The sequence below is a fragment of the Pseudomonas sp. NPDC089407 genome, assembly GCF_044900445.1.
Classification (GTDB): Bacteria; Pseudomonadota; Gammaproteobacteria; order Pseudomonadales; family Pseudomonadaceae; genus Aquipseudomonas.
The window spans coordinates 62,177-77,971 of sequence record NZ_JBJDNB010000009.1 but is presented as its reverse complement, the minus strand read 5'-3'; the positions used below and the strand labels follow the sequence as shown (position 1 = coordinate 77,971).

Annotated in this window: 15 protein-coding genes; 3 read left to right on the top strand and 12 right to left on the bottom strand. The window is 61.1% G+C overall.

The window, feature by feature from the left end; translation table 11 throughout:
* Positions 1 to 43 precede the first annotated feature (43 nt).
* From ACI2KG_RS09345 to gcl, 3 genes are all read right to left on the bottom strand, one after another.
* Positions 44 to 937: a 2-hydroxy-3-oxopropionate reductase gene (locus ACI2KG_RS09345; protein WP_404661670.1), complete on the bottom strand. Its 894-nt coding sequence runs from the start codon at positions 935 to 937 to the stop codon at positions 44 to 46.
* Between the two features lie 87 nt (positions 938 to 1,024).
* Positions 1,025 to 1,849 carry a hydroxypyruvate isomerase gene (gene hyi, locus ACI2KG_RS09340; RefSeq protein ID WP_404661669.1) on the bottom strand — a complete coding sequence of 275 codons (825 nt, stop codon included), beginning with the start codon at positions 1,847 to 1,849 and terminating at the stop codon, positions 1,025 to 1,027.
* 54 nt (positions 1,850 to 1,903) lie between these two features.
* Entirely contained in the window at positions 1,904 to 3,679 is a 1,776-nt protein-coding gene (gcl, locus tag ACI2KG_RS09335; protein ID WP_400613950.1) for a glyoxylate carboligase, read from the bottom strand.
* Between the two features lie 257 nt (positions 3,680 to 3,936).
* Here gcl and ACI2KG_RS09330 point away from each other — a divergent pair, with 257 nt between their 5' ends.
* Positions 3,937 to 4,377 (top strand): heme-binding protein, encoded by a 441-nt coding sequence (locus ACI2KG_RS09330; RefSeq protein ID WP_003254344.1) that lies wholly within the window; start codon positions 3,937 to 3,939, stop codon positions 4,375 to 4,377.
* A 143-nt stretch (positions 4,378 to 4,520) separates the two neighbouring features.
* On the opposite strand, the gene ACI2KG_RS09325 is transcribed toward ACI2KG_RS09330, so the two are convergent.
* Positions 4,521 to 5,132: a TetR/AcrR family transcriptional regulator gene (locus ACI2KG_RS09325; protein WP_010955036.1), complete on the bottom strand. Its 612-nt coding sequence runs from the start codon at positions 5,130 to 5,132 to the stop codon at positions 4,521 to 4,523.
* A 132-nt stretch (positions 5,133 to 5,264) separates the two neighbouring features.
* On the opposite strand from ACI2KG_RS09325, the gene ACI2KG_RS09320 reads away from it, so the two are divergent.
* Positions 5,265 to 6,179, top strand: a complete 915-nt coding sequence (locus ACI2KG_RS09320; protein ID WP_404661668.1) for a DUF808 domain-containing protein — start codon at positions 5,265 to 5,267, stop codon at positions 6,177 to 6,179.
* A 302-nt stretch (positions 6,180 to 6,481) separates the two neighbouring features.
* On the opposite strand, the gene ACI2KG_RS09315 is transcribed toward ACI2KG_RS09320, so the two are convergent.
* The 7 genes from ACI2KG_RS09315 to puuE all read right to left on the bottom strand — a co-directional run bounded on the left by ACI2KG_RS09315 (position 6,482) and on the right by puuE (position 13,427).
* Positions 6,482 to 7,264 carry an outer membrane protein OmpK gene (locus ACI2KG_RS09315; protein ID WP_400613957.1) on the bottom strand — a complete coding sequence of 261 codons (783 nt, stop codon included), beginning with the start codon at positions 7,262 to 7,264 and terminating at the stop codon, positions 6,482 to 6,484.
* A gap of 353 nt (positions 7,265 to 7,617) precedes the next feature.
* On the bottom strand, positions 7,618 to 8,403 hold the full coding sequence (locus ACI2KG_RS09310) for an outer membrane protein OmpK (RefSeq protein ID WP_404661667.1): 786 nt from the start codon (positions 8,401 to 8,403) through the stop codon (positions 7,618 to 7,620).
* 137 nt (positions 8,404 to 8,540) lie between these two features.
* Entirely contained in the window at positions 8,541 to 9,896 is a 1,356-nt protein-coding gene (locus tag ACI2KG_RS09305) for a nucleobase:cation symporter-2 family protein (RefSeq protein ID WP_400613961.1), read from the bottom strand.
* A gap of 177 nt (positions 9,897 to 10,073) precedes the next feature.
* Complete coding sequence (locus tag ACI2KG_RS09300) at positions 10,074 to 11,387, bottom strand: urate hydroxylase PuuD (RefSeq protein WP_400613964.1); 1,314 nt, start codon at positions 11,385 to 11,387, stop codon at positions 10,074 to 10,076.
* A gap of 45 nt (positions 11,388 to 11,432) precedes the next feature.
* Entirely contained in the window at positions 11,433 to 11,936 is a 504-nt protein-coding gene (locus ACI2KG_RS09295; RefSeq protein WP_400613966.1) for an ureidoglycolate lyase, read from the bottom strand.
* Positions 11,937 to 11,985: 49 nt separating this feature from the next.
* On the bottom strand, positions 11,986 to 12,501 hold the full coding sequence (gene uraD, locus ACI2KG_RS09290) for a 2-oxo-4-hydroxy-4-carboxy-5-ureidoimidazoline decarboxylase (RefSeq protein WP_404661666.1): 516 nt from the start codon (positions 12,499 to 12,501) through the stop codon (positions 11,986 to 11,988).
* The gene (gene puuE / locus ACI2KG_RS09285) at positions 12,501 to 13,427 is read right to left on the bottom strand and encodes an allantoinase PuuE (protein WP_400613971.1); all 927 of its coding nucleotides are present in this window, start codon (positions 13,425 to 13,427) and stop codon (positions 12,501 to 12,503) included. The genes uraD and puuE overlap by 1 nt, the downstream gene beginning before the upstream one ends.
* A 399-nt stretch (positions 13,428 to 13,826) precedes the next feature.
* On the opposite strand from puuE, the gene uraH reads away from it, so the two are divergent.
* Positions 13,827 to 14,180 (top strand): hydroxyisourate hydrolase, encoded by a 354-nt coding sequence (gene uraH, locus ACI2KG_RS09280; RefSeq protein ID WP_008091641.1) that lies wholly within the window; start codon positions 13,827 to 13,829, stop codon positions 14,178 to 14,180.
* 182 nt (positions 14,181 to 14,362) lie between these two features.
* On the opposite strand, the gene ACI2KG_RS09275 is transcribed toward uraH, so the two are convergent.
* Positions 14,363 to 15,712 carry an NCS2 family permease gene (locus ACI2KG_RS09275; protein ID WP_404661665.1) on the bottom strand — a complete coding sequence of 450 codons (1,350 nt, stop codon included), beginning with the start codon at positions 15,710 to 15,712 and terminating at the stop codon, positions 14,363 to 14,365.
* Positions 15,713 to 15,795: the final 83 nt, after the last annotated feature.

The following is a 15,795-nucleotide window of genomic DNA, read 5'->3' as shown; positions in this document are numbered from 1 at the left end:
CAAAGCTGCTTTTACTTGCCGCTTGAGACTTACAGCTTGAAGCTTATTTCTCGTCGCGGATCGAGAAGTTGGCCATGTGCTCCAGGCCTTTGATCAGCGCCGAGTGGTCCCAGTTGCCGCCGCCCAGGGCCTGGCAGGTGTTGAACACTTGCTGGGCATTGGAGGTGTTGGGCAGGTTGATGCCCAGTTCCTTGGCGCCTTGCAGGGCCAGGTTCAGGTCTTTCTGGTGCAGGTTGATGCGGAAGCCCGGGTCGAAGGTGCCCTTGATCATGCGCTCGGCGTGCACTTCGAGGATTTTCGACGAAGCGAAACCGCCCATCAGCGCTTCACGCACCTTGGCAGGATCCGCGCCGTTCTTGGCGGCGAACAGCAGTGCTTCGCTGACGGCCTGGATGTTCAGGGCGACGATGATCTGGTTGGCGACCTTGGCAGTCTGGCCGTCACCGTTGCCACCCACGCGGGTGATGTTCTTGCCCATGGCTTCGAACAGCGGCAGGGCGCGCTCGAAGGCTTTCGGGCAGCCGCCGACCATGATGCTCAGGGTCGCGGCCTTGGCACCGACTTCGCCGCCAGATACCGGGGCGTCCAGGTAAGCAGCACCGGTGGCCTTGATTTTTTCGGCGAAGGCTTTGGTCGCGGTTGGCGAGATCGAACTCATGTCGATCACTACCTTGTTCGGGCCAACGCCTTCGGCCACGCCGTTTTCACCGAACAGGACGGCTTCGACCTGCGGGGTGTCCGGGACCATGACGATGATGAACTCGGCTTCCTGGGCCACTTCCTTCGGGTTGGCCAGGGCCACTGCACCGGCGGCTACCAACTCGGCCGGGGCGGCGTCGTGGTGAGTGGAAACGAACAGGCTGTGACCTGCTTTTTGCAGGTTCTGGGCCATGGGCTTGCCCATGATGCCGGTGCCGATGAAACCGATTTTAGCCATGACAATGTGCCTCTTTGTATTTGTTTATCCTGATCGCGGGCCTGCCCATACCCTGTGGGAGCGGGCTTGTCCCGCGAATGCGGTAGATCAGGCAATGGAGGTGTCTTTGCGGGCGCTTTCGCGGGGCAAGCCCGCTCCCACATGGGTCTTCAGCCAGCCCAGGCCTGCTTCGGTGGTGGTCAGCGGCTTGTACTCCGCGCCCACCCAGCCCTGGTAGCCGATGCGGTCCAGGTGCTCGAACAGGAAGCGGTAGTTGATCTCGCCGGTGCCTGGCTCGTTGCGGCCGGGGTTGTCGGCCAGCTGGATGTGGTTGATCAGCTTCAGGTTGGTTTCCATGGTACGAGCCAGGTCACCTTCCATGATCTGCATGTGGTAGATGTCGTACTGCAGGAACAGGTTGTCGCTGCCCACTTCGGCCTGAATTTCCAGGGCCTGCTGGGTGGTGTTCAGATAGAAGCCGGGGATGTCGCGGGTGTTGATCATTTCCATGACCAGGCGGATCCCGGCGGCTTTCAGCTTGTCAGCGGCATACTTGAGGTTGTCGACAAAGGTCTTGCGCACGTCGGCGCACTGCAGGCCTTGCGGGCGAATGCCGGCCAGGGCGTTGACCTGGGTGTTGCCCAGCACCTTGGCGTATTCGATGGCCTTGTCGACCCCGGCGCGAAACTCTTCGATGCGGTCAGGGTGGCAGGTGATCCCGCGCTCACCCTTGGCCCAGTCGCCCGCCGGCAGGTTGAACAGCACCTGGGTCAGGCCGTTGGCGTCCAGCTGCTGCTTGATTTCGGCAGCGCTGAAGTCATACGGGAAGAGGTATTCGACACCGCTGAAACCAGCATCGGCGGCAGCCTTGAAGCGGGCCAGGAAGTCCTGTTCGGTGAACAGCATGGACAGGTTGGCAGCGAAGCGAGGCATGAGTTGTCTCCTTGCGATGAAGGCCCCCAGGGCAAGCCTGGGGGCGTCAGGCGATCAGTCCAGCATCGAGATGGCGGTTGGCGCGTCGTTGCCGACCAGCGCCAGGTCTTCGAACTCGTTGACCGCGTTGATCTCGGTGCCCATGGAAATGTTGGTCACACGCTCGAGGATCACTTCGACCACCACCGGCACGCGGAACTCTTCGGCCATTTTCTGCGCCTTGATCAGGGCAGGGGCGATTTCTGCCGGCTCGAAGACGCGGATGGCCTTGCAGCCCAGGCCTTCAACCACGGCAACGTGGTCGACACCGTAGGTGGCAGCATCGGTCGAGTTGATGTTCTCGAACGCCAGTTGTACACAGTAATCCATGTCGAAGCCACGTTGCGCCTGACGGATCAGGCCCAGGTAGGCGTTGTTCACCAGCACGTGGACGTACGGCAGGTTGAACTGCGCACCCACTGCCAGCTCTTCGATCATGAACTGGAAGTCGTAGTCACCCGACAGCGCGACAACCTTGCGCTTTGGATCGGCCTTGACCACGCCCAGGGCAGCAGGGATGGTCCAGCCCAGCGGGCCGGCCTGGCCGCAGTTGATCCAGTGGCGTGGCTTGTACACGTGCAGGAACTGCGCGCCAGCGATCTGCGACAGGCCGATGGTGCTGACGTAGCAGGTGTCCTTGCCGAATACCTGGTTCATTTCTTCGTACACGCGCTGCGGCTTGACCGGCACGTTGTCGAAGTGGGTCTTGCGCTGCAGGCTGGCCTTGCGCTGTTGGCAGTCTTCCAGCCAGGCAGCACGGTCTTTCAGCTTGCCGGCGGCTTTCCACTCGCGGGCGACTTCGAGGAACACGTCCAGCGCCTTGCCAGCGTCGGAAACGATGCCCAGGTCCGGGGTGAACACACGGCCGATCTGGGTCGGTTCGATGTCTACGTGGACGAACTTGCGGCCTTCGGTGTAGACGTCGACGGAACCGGTGTGGCGGTTGGCCCAGCGGTTACCGATACCGAACACCAGGTCGGATTTCAGCAGGGTGGCGTTGCCGTAGCGGTGCGAAGTCTGCAGGCCGACCATACCGACCATCTGTGCGTGGTCGTCCGGGATGGTGCCCCAGCCCATCAGGGTCGGGATCACCGGTACGCCGGTCAGTTCGGCGAACTCGACCAGCTTGTCACTGGCGTCGGCGTTGATGATGCCGCCACCGGCTACCAGCAGTGGGCGTTCGGCGTCATTGAGCAGGGCCAGGGCTTTTTCGGCCTGTACGCGGGTGGCGGACGGCTTGTTGATTGCCAGTGGCTCGTAGGCGTCGATATCGAATTCGATTTCGGCCATCTGCACGTCGAACGGCAGGTCGATCAGGACCGGGCCTGGGCGGCCGGTACGCATTTCATAGAAGGCCTTCTGGAAGGCGTAAGGCACCTGCCCTGGCTCCAGAACGGTGGTTGCCCATTTGGTCACTGGCTTGACGATGCTGGTGATGTCGACAGCCTGGAAGTCTTCTTTGTGCAAGCGCGCACGCGGGGCCTGGCCGGTGATGCAGAGAATCGGGATGGAGTCGGCCGAGGCGCTGTACAGGCCGGTGACCATGTCGGTACCGGCTGGGCCGGAGGTGCCGATGCACACACCGATGTTGCCCGGGTTGGCACGGGTGTAGCCCTCGGCCATGTGCGAGGCACCTTCGACGTGGCGAGCGAGGACGTGATCGATGCCACCGACTTTCTTCAGGGCCGAGTACAACGGGTTGATGGCAGCCCCTGGGATGCCGAACGCGGTATCTACACCTTCACGGCGCATGACCAGAACGGCTGCATCGATTGCTCTCATTTTGCTCATGGGTTGTGCCTCATCGATTTTGTAATTGTATACAACTTGCTTTGCGACAGAGTGTATTCACGCCTGACGGCTCAGGTCAATGGGTTTTCATCGGCTGAGCCGGATTTCGTCAGAGCGCCCGTGAAAACAGGGGTTTGCGCCATCGCATACGATCGTTTCAAAATATTGTATACAAAAACCCCTTTCGTTGTGTTCTATTTACGCTATCGGTTTTCAACTGCCCTCAGGGCTTCTCACAACAAGAAGAGGACCTTTCCATGAACGTTTTAAACCTGAAAATCGCTGTCAGCCTGGTGAACGCCGCGTTGGCGGCGGGCCGCAAGATCAATGCCGCGCCGTTGACCGTGGCGGTGCTGGATGCCGGCGGGCACCTGCTGGCGTTGCAGCGCGAGGATGGCGCCAGCCTGATTCGCCCTGAAGTGGCCACGGGCAAAGCCTGGGGTGCGATTGCCCTGGGCAAGGGCTCGCGGCTGCTGGCGCTGGATGCGCAGCAGCGGCCGGCGTTTTTTGCCGCACTGAACGGGATGGGTGAACGGCCGGTGGTGCCGGCGCCGGGGGGCGTGCTGATTCGTGATCAGGACGGCAAGGTGTTGGGTGCTGTCGGAATCAGCGGGGATACGTCGGATATCGATGAGCAGTGCGCGATCAGTGCTATCGAGGAGGTGGGGTTGCGAGCGGATGCCGGGGTAGCTGCGTAAGGCTCAAGATAGCCGGGGCCGCTTTGCGGCCCATCGCGACACAAGGCCGCTCCTACAGGGGACCGCGATCGCAGATCAAACGCGATCCCCTGTAGGAGCGGCCTTGTGTCGCGATGGGCTGCAAAGCAGCCCCACTGGCCCTGTCAGGCTGCCTCTGGCTCACAACCTTTTAAAACCATGCGGATGATGGTCTCGGCCGCCGCGTCATAATCGCTGTCGGCCAGCTTGGCCTTGCCGGTCACCGCAGAAATCTGCCAGTCGAAATCGGCATAGGTCTGGGTCGCCGCCCAGATGCTGAACATCAGGTGATGCGCATCCACATGGGCGATCTGCCCGCGGTCGATCCAGCGCTGGATGCACTCGATGTTGTGCCGGGCCTGTTCGTTCAACTGCTCCACCTGGTTCGGCGACAGGTGCGGGGCACCGTGCATGATCTCGCTGGCGAATACCTTGGAGGCATGCGGGAGGTCACGCGAAATGCGGATCTTCGAACGAATGTACGCACTCAGCACTTCTTTCGGATCACCGTCGGCATTGAACGGCGTAGAAGCCTGCATGATCGGCGCAATGATGCTTTCCAGGACCTCGCGATAGAGGTTGTCCTTGGACTTGAAGTAGTAATACACGTTCGGTTTGGGCAGGCCGGCCTTGGCCGCGATATCGCTGGTCTTGGTGGCGGCGAAGCCCTTGTCGGCGAATTCCTCGCTGGCCGCGCGCAGGATCAGTTCCTTGTTGCGCTCGCGAATGGTGCTCATGGTCAGGGATCTTCCTCGTGTCTGGCCACCTCTAAGAGGGATCGGGCATGGTAGCACCGCGCTCGACGGGCGCTCAAGGCAGCGGCTTTGGGCTAGACTCCGGCTCATTCACACATCTGGAAACATCCCAATATGGCAGGAAGCAGTCTACTGGTACTGATCGACGACATCGCCACGCTGCTGGACGACGTCTCTTTGATGACCAAAGTCGCGGCAAAAAAAACCGCCGGCGTGTTGGGTGACGACCTGGCGCTCAATGCCCAGCAGGTCACCGGCGTGCGCGCCGACCGCGAGTTGCCGGTGGTATGGGCGGTGGCCAAAGGGTCGTTGCTGAACAAGGCGATTCTGGTGCCGGCGGCGCTGCTGATCAGTGCCTTCATCCCTTGGGCGGTGACGCCGCTGTTGATGCTGGGCGGCGCCTACCTGTGTTTTGAGGGCTTCGAGAAGCTGGCGCACAAATTCTTGCACAGCAAGGAGGAGGACGACGCCCAACACGCGGCGCGCAAGGAGGCGGTGGCGGACGCGAACGTCGACCTGGTGGCGTACGAGAAAGCCAAGATCAAAGGCGCAGTGCGTACCGACTTCATTCTGTCGGCAGAGATCATTGCCATTACCTTGGGCATCGTTGCCGATTCGCCGCTGACGCAGCAGATCATCGTTTTGTCTGGCATCGCGGTGGTCATGACCATTGGCGTGTACGGGTTGGTCGGTGGCATCGTCAAGCTTGACGACCTTGGCTTCTGGCTGACCAAAAAGGCTTCCACGGTAGCGCAGGCCATTGGCAACGCCATCCTGCGCGCAGCGCCGTACATGATGAAGAGCCTCTCGGTGATTGGCACGGCGGCGATGTTTCTGGTCGGCGGCGGGATTCTGGTACACGGCATCGCGCCGCTGCATCATGCCATCGAGGCGTTCAGCGAAGGGCGTGGTGGTGCGCTGACTGGGGCGCTACTAAACGCTGGGGTCGGGGTGGTTGCTGGTGCCGTGGTGCTGGCGGTGGTGGCGGTGGCCGGCAAATTGTGGCGGGCGATCCGGCCTGCCACATAAAGCTGCATGGCCGGGGGTTGATCATTGTGGGAGCGGGCTTGTCCCGCGAAGAGCTCACGCGGTGCATGGCACCGGCTGCGCCGGTGTTCGCGGGGCAAGCCCTAATGCCGGTCAGTTAAGCAATTTGGGGCCGCGTTGCGGCCCATCGCCGGCAAGCCAGGCTCCCACAATATGGCGCATGGCTTGAATCCGATGCGGTCGGTGTGGGAGCTGGCTTGCCGGCGATGGGCTGCACAGCAGCCCCGACAGTCTTAACTGACTGGCATTAGGGCAAGCCCGCTCCCACAGTGCTGATTCTCAGATCAGAAATGCACTTTCACCAGGAAACTCATGGTGTTCTGGTCAGTGGTAAAGGCATCGCTGTCCTTGATGCCGTACTTGTTCTTCCAGTAATCGTACTCGACACCCACGTACAGTTGTTTCTCGCCCAGGTGCAGCGCCTTGCCCAGGTCGTACTTGATCTGCGGGTTGAAGTGCAGGTTGGCCTGGTAGGTGCCACGGCGGTTCTCGTCGTTGTCCACCACCCAGTCCATGAAGCCGTCGATCAGCACATCGGAATCACCCACCGGAATGGTGTACGACCACACCGGGGTAATCTGCCAGACGTTGTCGCCCGCACGGCTGCCGTCGGTGGTGCGGTTATAGAAGTTCAGCTGGAAGTAGTCGAAGCCGGGGATGGCCAGGTCGAAGCCGGGGCCGATCAGGTACGACTCGGTGTCACCCTCGCCAAACTCGTAGGTCATCGCCAGCAGCACGTCCTTGACCGGGCCGAACTCCAGCTTTTGGTCGAAGATCTTGCCGAACGACAGGCGCGGGCTGATTTCACCGTAGTAAGTGTTCGGGCCATTACCGGCGTCTTTCTGCCCCTGGTAGAAAATCTTGTCGACGAAGATGAAGTTGTCGCCGTACTTCCAGCCATCGGCGTGTTCGAAGGTAACGGTTTGCTGGATCGACGGGTTGACCTTGAAGTTCTTGCCCCACAGGTAGGTCAGGCTGTTGTTCTGCCACTGCAGCAGGTCGTCGGCGTGGGTGGCGCCGCAGGCCAGCAGGCCGCCGGCGAGGATCAGGCTGTTGATGGTACGCATTGCGAGTGTCGCTCCCTTGATTGATCTGTTGTCAGCGCTCGTTGGTGGCGCTTTTTTTGTCTTGCGAGTCAGCTTTTTTCGATAGGCCACAGCTGTTTGGCAAGGGTTGGGCCAACTTTTCCGGGTTGGCAAAACCTTCCTGCTCGACTTCGTTCTGAACGGATGAAAAGGGTCTTTCAGGCTGGCAACACGTTGGCCAACCGCCCGTATTCATTGACTGAGCGGTCAGTAAACGCAGGCAGAATCCATTCTGCCCTGATCGAGGGGGCGCGCAGATTACTGGCTTGCGCGCCGCGCCTCAAGTGCTCCTTCCTGGAGCGGGGTGAATCAAACTTGTGCGTTTGGTCAACTTATTAGAAGTGTACCTTGATCAGCGCACTGGCAACGCTCTGGTTGCTGTCCAGGTTGCCGCGGCTGTCGATGCCGTACTTGTCCTTCCAGTAGCTGTACTCAAAGCCCACATACAGCTGTTTGGCGCCTAGATTCAGCGCCTTGCCCAAGTCGTACTTGACCTGTGGGTTGAAGTGCAGGTTGGCGTGGTAGGTGCCGCGGCGGGTCTGGTCATTATCAGTGACCCAGTCCATGTAACCGTCGATCAGAATGTCGGAGCGGCCCACCGGGATGGTGTACGACCAGCCGGGGGTGATCTGCCACACTTTGTCGCCAGGGCGGCTGCCTTCGGTGTTGCGCACGTAGAAGTTGAGGGTGAAGTAGTTGAAGCCTGGGATGTTCAGGTCGAAGCCAGGGCCGATCAGGTAGGCCGCGTTGTCGCCTTCGCCACGCTCGTAGGTCATGGCCAGCAGCACGTCCTTGATCGGGCCGAAGGCCAGCTTCTGATCGAAGATCTTGCCGAACGACAGGCGCGGGCTGAATTCACCGTAATAGGTGGTGCCGCCTTTGCTGGCGTCGGGTTTGCCGTTGTAGAAGATTTTGTCGACGAACATGAAGGTGTCGCCGTACTTCCATTTGTTGGCGTGCTCGAAGGTCACCGTCTGCTGGATGCTGGGGTTGACCTTGAAGTCCTTGCCGTACAGGTAAGTCAGGCTTTCGCCGTGCCACTGCAGCCATTCGCCAGCGTGGGCGGGGACGGTGGCCAGCAGGCTGCTGCCCAGCAAGAGGGACGTGGTGATGCGTTTCATGTTGTGTTTCCCGGACTTATTGTTTTTTTTGGGTTTTTTCGGCGCGCAGGCGCCCCGGGCGGCCCATTCCGGCAGGCCGACGGTGAAGCGTTACGGCTAAGTCGAGGCAGGGGCGGCAGTGCGCCGCCCCCTTTTGCTCAGTGCTGGTGACAGGCGTCGTTGTGCACCGCGCGGTCGGCACCCCCGAGGATGTTGAACAGCACGTTCAACACCAGGGCACTGACCGTGGCCATGGCGATACCACTGTGGGTGATGGGTTCCATCCACTGTGGCATCTGGGCAAAGAACTCCGGACGAACCACGGGAATCAACCCGAAGCCGACGCTCACGGCAACCAGCAGCTGGTTGCGGCGGTCGCCGATGTCCGCTTCCTGGAGAATCTTGATCCCGGTGGCGGTGACCATGCCGAACATGGCGATGGACGCGCCGCCCAGTACTGCAGGCGGGATCGAGGCAATCAGGAAGGCCGCCTTGGGCAACAGGCTGAGCAGAATCAACAGTGCACCGGCCACGATGGTGACAAAGCGGCAGCGCACCCCGGTCATCTGCACCAGGCCGATGTTCTGGGCGAACGAGGAGTGGGTGAAGGTGTTGAAGAAGCCGGCGATGAACGACGCACCGGCATCGCACAGCAGGCCGCGGCGCAGCATCCCTGGGGTGACTTCGCGATCGGTGACCTTGCCCAGGGCCAGGAACATGCCGGTGGACTCGACGAAGATGATCACCACCACCAGGCACATGGACAGGATCGGCGCCAGGCTGAACGTTGGCATGCCGAAGTGCAGTGGGGTGACCACTTGCAGCCATGGCGCCTCATTCAGGCCTGTCAGGTCGACCATGCCGATGGAGCCGGCCAGGATGTAGCCCAGGCCCATGCCCACCAGTACCGACACGTTGACCCAGAAACCGCGCATGAAGCGGTTGATCAACAGAATCACGGCCAGCACCAGGCTGGCCACCAGCAGGTAGATAGGCGCACCGAAGTGTTCCGCGGCTTCCCCGCCACCGGCCCAGTTGACCGCCACCGGGAACAGTGACAGGCCAATCGAGGTGATCACCGTACCGGTGACCAGTGGCGGGAAGAAACGTACGACCTTGGACATGAACGGCGCGATCAGCATGCCGAAGAACCCGGCAGCGATGGTTGCGCCGAAGATCCCCTGCAGGCCCACGCCGGGCATGCCGGCCATGGCCACCATGCTGCCAACGGCAGCGAAACTGGCACCCATCATCACCGGCATGCGGATGCCCACCGGGCCGATACCGAACGACTGGATGATGGTAGCGACGCCAGCGACCAGCAGGTCGGCGTTGATCAGGAAAGCGACTTCTTCACGGGACAATCCGGCAGCCTGGCCGATAATGAGCGGCACGGCGATGGCGCCACCGTACATCAGCAGAACGTGTTGCAGGCCAACCAGGATCAGTTGGAACAAGGGCAAAGGTTCGCGCGGCGGCGCAATAGGGATATACGCCTTGCGTGACTCGGACATGCAGCACCTCGAGTTTTGTTTTTATTCTCGGATCCAAGCGGCAGGTGGTAAGCGGCAAGCTTCAAGCGGCAAGCTTCAAGAAAAAGCTCATGAATCCCGCTTGAAACCTGCGCTTGGTACTAGCGCTCGATGCTTGCGTGTAACGTAACTGCTTGCAGCTTGCAGCTTGCAGCTCGATCAGTTGACCTGGGCGCCTTTGGCGATCCAGTCACCGACGAGCTTGCGCTCTTCGGTGGTCATCTGGGTGATGTTGCCCAGCGGCATGATCTGGCTGGCGACCGCTTGCGCCTGAATGCGCGCGGCCTGGGCCTGGATCTGCTGCGGGGTGTCGAACATCACGCCGGCAGGGGCGGCGCTGAACAGTGGGCTGGTCGGTTTCGACGAGTGGCACACGGTGCAGCGTTCCTGGATGACATTGTGGATCTTGTCAAAAGCCTCACCGCCGGCCTGCGCGGTTGCCGGGGCAGCTGCCGGCGCTTCAGCAGGCTTGGCAGCCTCTTCGGCGCGCAGCTCGGCAGCGGTCTTGCCACCTACAGCGGTAGCCGGCAGCGGCTGGTACTCGACCTTCGCGGCGGCCTGCTCTGGGCTGACGGCCATCGGCTTGGGGCCGGTGACGTAGGCCAGGCAGATCATTGCCAGGGCGCCGACAGGCAGGGTCCAGGCGTACTTGTTGCTGTCGTGGCGGGTGTTGAAGTAGTGGCGGATCAGAACCGCGGCTACTGCGATACCGGCCAGGATCAGCCAGTTGTACTGGCTACCGTAGGTGCTCGGGAAATGGTTGCTGATCATGATGAACAGCACCGGCAGGGTGAAATAGTTGTTGTGACGCGAGCGCAGCAGGCCCTTGGCCGGCAATACCGGGTCGGGTGTCTGGTTGTTCTCGATCGCTGCCACCAGCTGGCGCTGGGCCGGCATGATGATGCGGAACACGTTACCCACCATGATGGTGCCGATGATCGCGCCGGTGTGCAGGTAAGCGCCACGGCCGCTGAACACCAGGCTGAAGCCCCAGCAGGCGGCGATGATCAGCACGAACAGTACACCACCGAGCAGCGCTGGCTTCTTGCCCAGGGGCGAGTCGCACAGGAAGTCGTAGATGAACCAGCCGGCGATCAGCGAGCCGATACCGATGGCCACGCCTTCGGCACCGCTCAGGGTGCTGCCAGGGGCCAGCAGGTACAGCGCCGGGTTCCAGTAGAACACCACGCACAGCAGGGCGATACCGGACATCCAGGTGAAGTAGGCTTCCCATTTGAACCAGTGCAGGTTCTCGGGCATTTTCGGGGGTGCGAGCTTGTATTTCTCCAGGTGGTAGATACCACCGCCGTGAATTGCCCAGAGATCACCCGACAACCCATCGCGCGGGTTGCTTCGGTTCAGGTGGTTCTCCAGCCAGACGAAGTAGAACGATGCACCGATCCAGGCGACCCCGGTGATCATGTGAACCCAGCGAATGCTCAGGTTCAGCCATTCGTGAAGGTGTGCTTCCACAGTATGTACCTCTGCCGATCACCGCAAACGATGACCGACCTTTTCTTATTGGTGGGGATTGAGGATCAGCATCTGTTCCTCGGTGAAATAATGCTCATCGCAGTTGTTGCCAGAACCACTGCGATCAACCACCAGGAAGTCATCCCGCTTTTCGATCGTCAGCACCGGGTGGTGCCAGACGCCGCGATGGTAATTAACGCCCTGCCTGCCGTTACTACGGAAGGCACGGACCAAGCCTGATACAGGTGCATCGCCAACGGGCGCGACCACGATCAGAAAGGGGTTGCCGAGCAGCGGGATGAAAGCCTGGCTGCCCAGCGGATGGCGTTCCAGCATGCGTACGGTCAGCGGCATGTCCTGCGCGTCGGCGCGGAAGATGCTGATGATCGCCTTGTCTTCCGGCTCGGCGGTTTCCACCGCGGCGAGCTTGTGGAAGCGCATGGTCGAGCCGTTGTTGATCATGAAGTGATCGCTGCCGTCGGTTTCGATCACGTCTCCGAATGGGGCGAAGGCTTCTTTGGTCAGGGGCTCGATCACTAGGGTGCGCATGCGGGTCTCTCTTATATGTTCGTTGTACTGAATGAGGTTCTGCTGTCGCTTACAGTTGCAGCAGACGGAACAGGGCGATCAGGTTGATCTGCGCCAGAGCTTCCTTGAATTCGGCATCGGTATCGTTGTGGATGCGTTTTTCGAAGGAGGCGAGGATCTGGTGCCGATTGCTGCCCTTGACCGCCATGATGAACGGGAACTGGAACTTGGCCTTGTAGGCGTCGTTCAGTTCGGTGAAGCGTGCGAACTCTTCGGCGGTGCATTGGTGAATGCCGGCGCCAGCCTGTTCGTTGGTGCTCGATTCGGTCAGCTCGCCCTGCACGGCGGCCTTGCCTGCCAGGTCCGGGTGAGCGTTGATCAGCGCCAGCTGGGAAGCAGGGTTGGCGCTGAGCAGGATGTCGCTCATGCGCTGGTGCAGCGCCTCGATCTCGTCCAGCTCGCCCAGTTGGCCCAGGTCGTAGGCCTTTTCGGCAACCCACGGCGAATGCTCGTAGATGTCGGCGAAGGCCTTGACGAAGGCGTCACGGTCCAGGGCGGATGGCTTGAGGGTGTTGAAGGCGGTCATCAGGCGTTCTCTTTCTTGTACGGGTGGGTGGTGTGCCAGTGGCGGGCGATGTCCACACGACGGGCGAACCAGACCTGGTCATGGCTTTTGGCGTAATCGATGAAGCGCTTCAGGGCAGCCAGGCGTGCAGGGCGGCCCACCAGGCGGCAGTGCAGGCCGATCGACAGCATCTTCGGCGCCTCGGCACCTTCTTCGTACAGCACGTCGAAGGCGTCCTTCAGGTACTGGAAGAACTGCTCGCCGCAGTTGAAGCCCTGTACCTGGGTGAAGCGCATGTCATTGGTGTCGAGGGTGTACGGGATCACGAGGTGCGGCTTGCCGGTGGGGTTGTTCGGCTCCCAGTAGGGCAGGTCGTCGTCATAGGTGTCGCTGTCGTACAGGAAACCACCTTCTTCCATCACCAGGCGGCGGGTGTTCGGGCCGGTGCGACCGGTGTACCAGCCCAGCGGGCGTTCGCCGGTGAGTTCGGTGAGGATGCGGATGGCCTCGAGCATGTGCTCGCGCTCCTGGGCCTCGTCCATGTTCTGGTAGTCGATCCAGCGGTAGCCGTGGCTGCAGATCTCGTGGCCGGCTTCGGCCATGGCGCGGATCACGTCGGGGTGGCGCTGGGCAGCCATGGCCACGGCGAAAATGGTCAGCGGTACGCCGCTGTCCTTGAACAGCTTCAGCAGGCGCCACACGCCGGCACGGCTGCCGTATTCGTACAGCGACTCCATGCTCATGTTGCGTGCGCCCTGCAGCGGCTGGGCAGCGACCATCTCGGACAGGAAGGCTTCGGATTCCTTGTCACCGTGCAGGATGTTGCGTTCGCCACCTTCTTCGTAGTTGAGGACGAAAGACAGCGCGATGCGAGCGTTGCCCGGCCATTGCGGGTGAGGAGGGTTGTTGCCGTAACCGATCAGGTCGCGAGGGTAGTCAGCGCTCACTGCAGTCTTCCTTCTTGTGCGTTAGTGCGGGGGGTGGGCGGGCCGCGTCGGTATGTCGCACCACCGGATGGGCTGATTGTATACAACTTCTGAAATCTTTTGTAAGCCTGTTTTTCCGCATTTCTTCCCTTTTATCGCCTTGCAGCGGCCTGGAAAAACAGTGCAAGAAACCTGCCTGATTGGTCAGCTAATGACATAGGGTTCAGCACCGGCCTTGTATTTGCGACCGATGGGTCGTTTCTGAGCAAGAATCCTCGGGTGCGATGGAAGGGGTCAAAAAATTGTGTACAATTTTGCGATGGAATGTCTTAATGGCGTCATTCCCGCACATCGCAGGCCCCATGCCGTGTTGATGGCCGTGTATTTTTTGCCCACAGATTGAACAAGAGGCGACAAGCAATGGGACGTTTGACCACACACGTACTGGATGCCGCGCATGGCTGCCCGGGCAGCTCGATCAAGGTCGAGCTGTACCGTGTCGAAGGCCAGCAACTGGAGCTGGTGAACACCGCTCTGACCAACAGCGATGGCCGCGTTGATGCGCCGCTGCTGCAAGGTGACGATTACCGTACCGGCGTCTATCAGCTGCAGTTCAGCGCTGGCGCCTATTACCGTGCCCGCGGCGTGCAGCTGCCGGACACTGCATTTTTGGATGTTGTCGTGCTGCGTTTCGGCATCGATGAACAGCAGGAGCACTACCACGTGCCGCTGCTGATCTCGCCGTACAGCTATTCGACCTACCGCGGAAGCTAGTTGGTCGCTAGAAGAATCTTCGTAGGTCCTTTGGCCCGCTCTCACACTGGCGGGCTTTTTTTCGTCTGGTGTTTTTGTAATGCCTGTGCCGGCCTCTTCGCGGGTTCACCCGCGAAGAGGCCGGCACAGGCTGTAGAAACAAAGAAAGGGCGCCGAGGCGCCCTTGTTTGGTGCAGCAGGGTTCAGAGGAACACGAACTTGGCAATGAAGATCGCGCACAGCACCCACAGGCTGGCCGAGATTTCTTTGTACTTGCCGGTACCGGCCTTCAAGGCCACATAGCTGATAAAGCCCAGGGCAATACCATCGGCGACCGAGAAGGTCAGCGGCATCATGATCACCGTGACGATCGCCGGAATGCTGTCGGTGGCTTCGTCCCAATGAATGTGCGCCATGCTGCCCATCATCAGCATCGCCACATAAATCAGCGCACCCGCCGTTGCGTAGGCAGGAATCATCCCGGCCAGCGGGGCGAAGAACATCGCCGCGACGAACAGCAGGCCGACCACCACCGCCGTGAGACCGGTACGCCCACCGGCGGCCACACCCGCCGCGCTTTCTACATAGCTGGTAACGGGCGGCACGCCGACCACGGCACCGAACACGCTGGAGGCACTGTCTGCCTTCAATGCGCGTGACAGGCCTTCGATTCGCCCGTCCGGCGCCACCAGGTTGGCCCGCTGGGCCACGCCCATCAGCGTGCCGGCGGTGTCGAACATGTGCACGAACAGGAACGCCAGCACCACGCTGATCATGCTGACGTTGAACACGCCGGCCACGTCCATGGCCATCCAGGTCGGTGCCAGGCTCGGCGGCATCGACATCACCCCGCCAAACTTCACCAGGCCCAGGCCCCAGCCGGCCAGGGTGACGCCGATGATGCTGATCAGGATCGCACCGAACACCCGCTTGTAGCTGAGGATGGCGATCAGCAGGAAGCACACCGCCGCCAGCAGCGGCCCCGGCTCATGCAGCGAGCCCAGCTTGATCAGGGTGGCCGGGCTGTCGACGATGATGCCGGCGGTTTTCAGGCCGATCAGCCCGAGAAACAATCCGACGCCGGCCCCCATGGCATGGCGCAGGCTGACCGGGATGCTGTTGAGCAACCATTCGCGCACTTTAGACAAGGTCAGGAACATGAACAGCACGCCCGAGACGAACACGGCCCCTAGCGCGGTTTCCCAGTTGTAGCCCATGGTGCCGACCACGGTGTAGGTGAAGAACGCATTCAGGCCCATGCCCGGCGCCAGGCCCACCGGCCAGTTGGCGTACAGGCCCATCAGCAGGCAGCCCAGCGCGGCGGCGATGCAGGTGGCGACGAAGGCGGCACCATGGTCGATGCCGGCGTCGGCCATGATGTTGGGGTTGACGAAGATGATGTAGGCCATGGTGATGAAGGTGGTCACCCCGGCAATCAGCTCGGTCTTGACGGTGCTGCCGTGTTGCTTGAGTTTGAAAATCCGCTCCAGCCAGCTCGTTTCGAGCGGTGGAGCAAGATCCAGCGCAGAGGCTTCGGATTTGCGGCTTTCCACAGCGAGTACTCCTCAAGTCTTTCTTGTTGTTGTTGGGGCCAGTTCCTGAGCAATGCACTTGGTGGCCCCACGAGGGAAGGCAG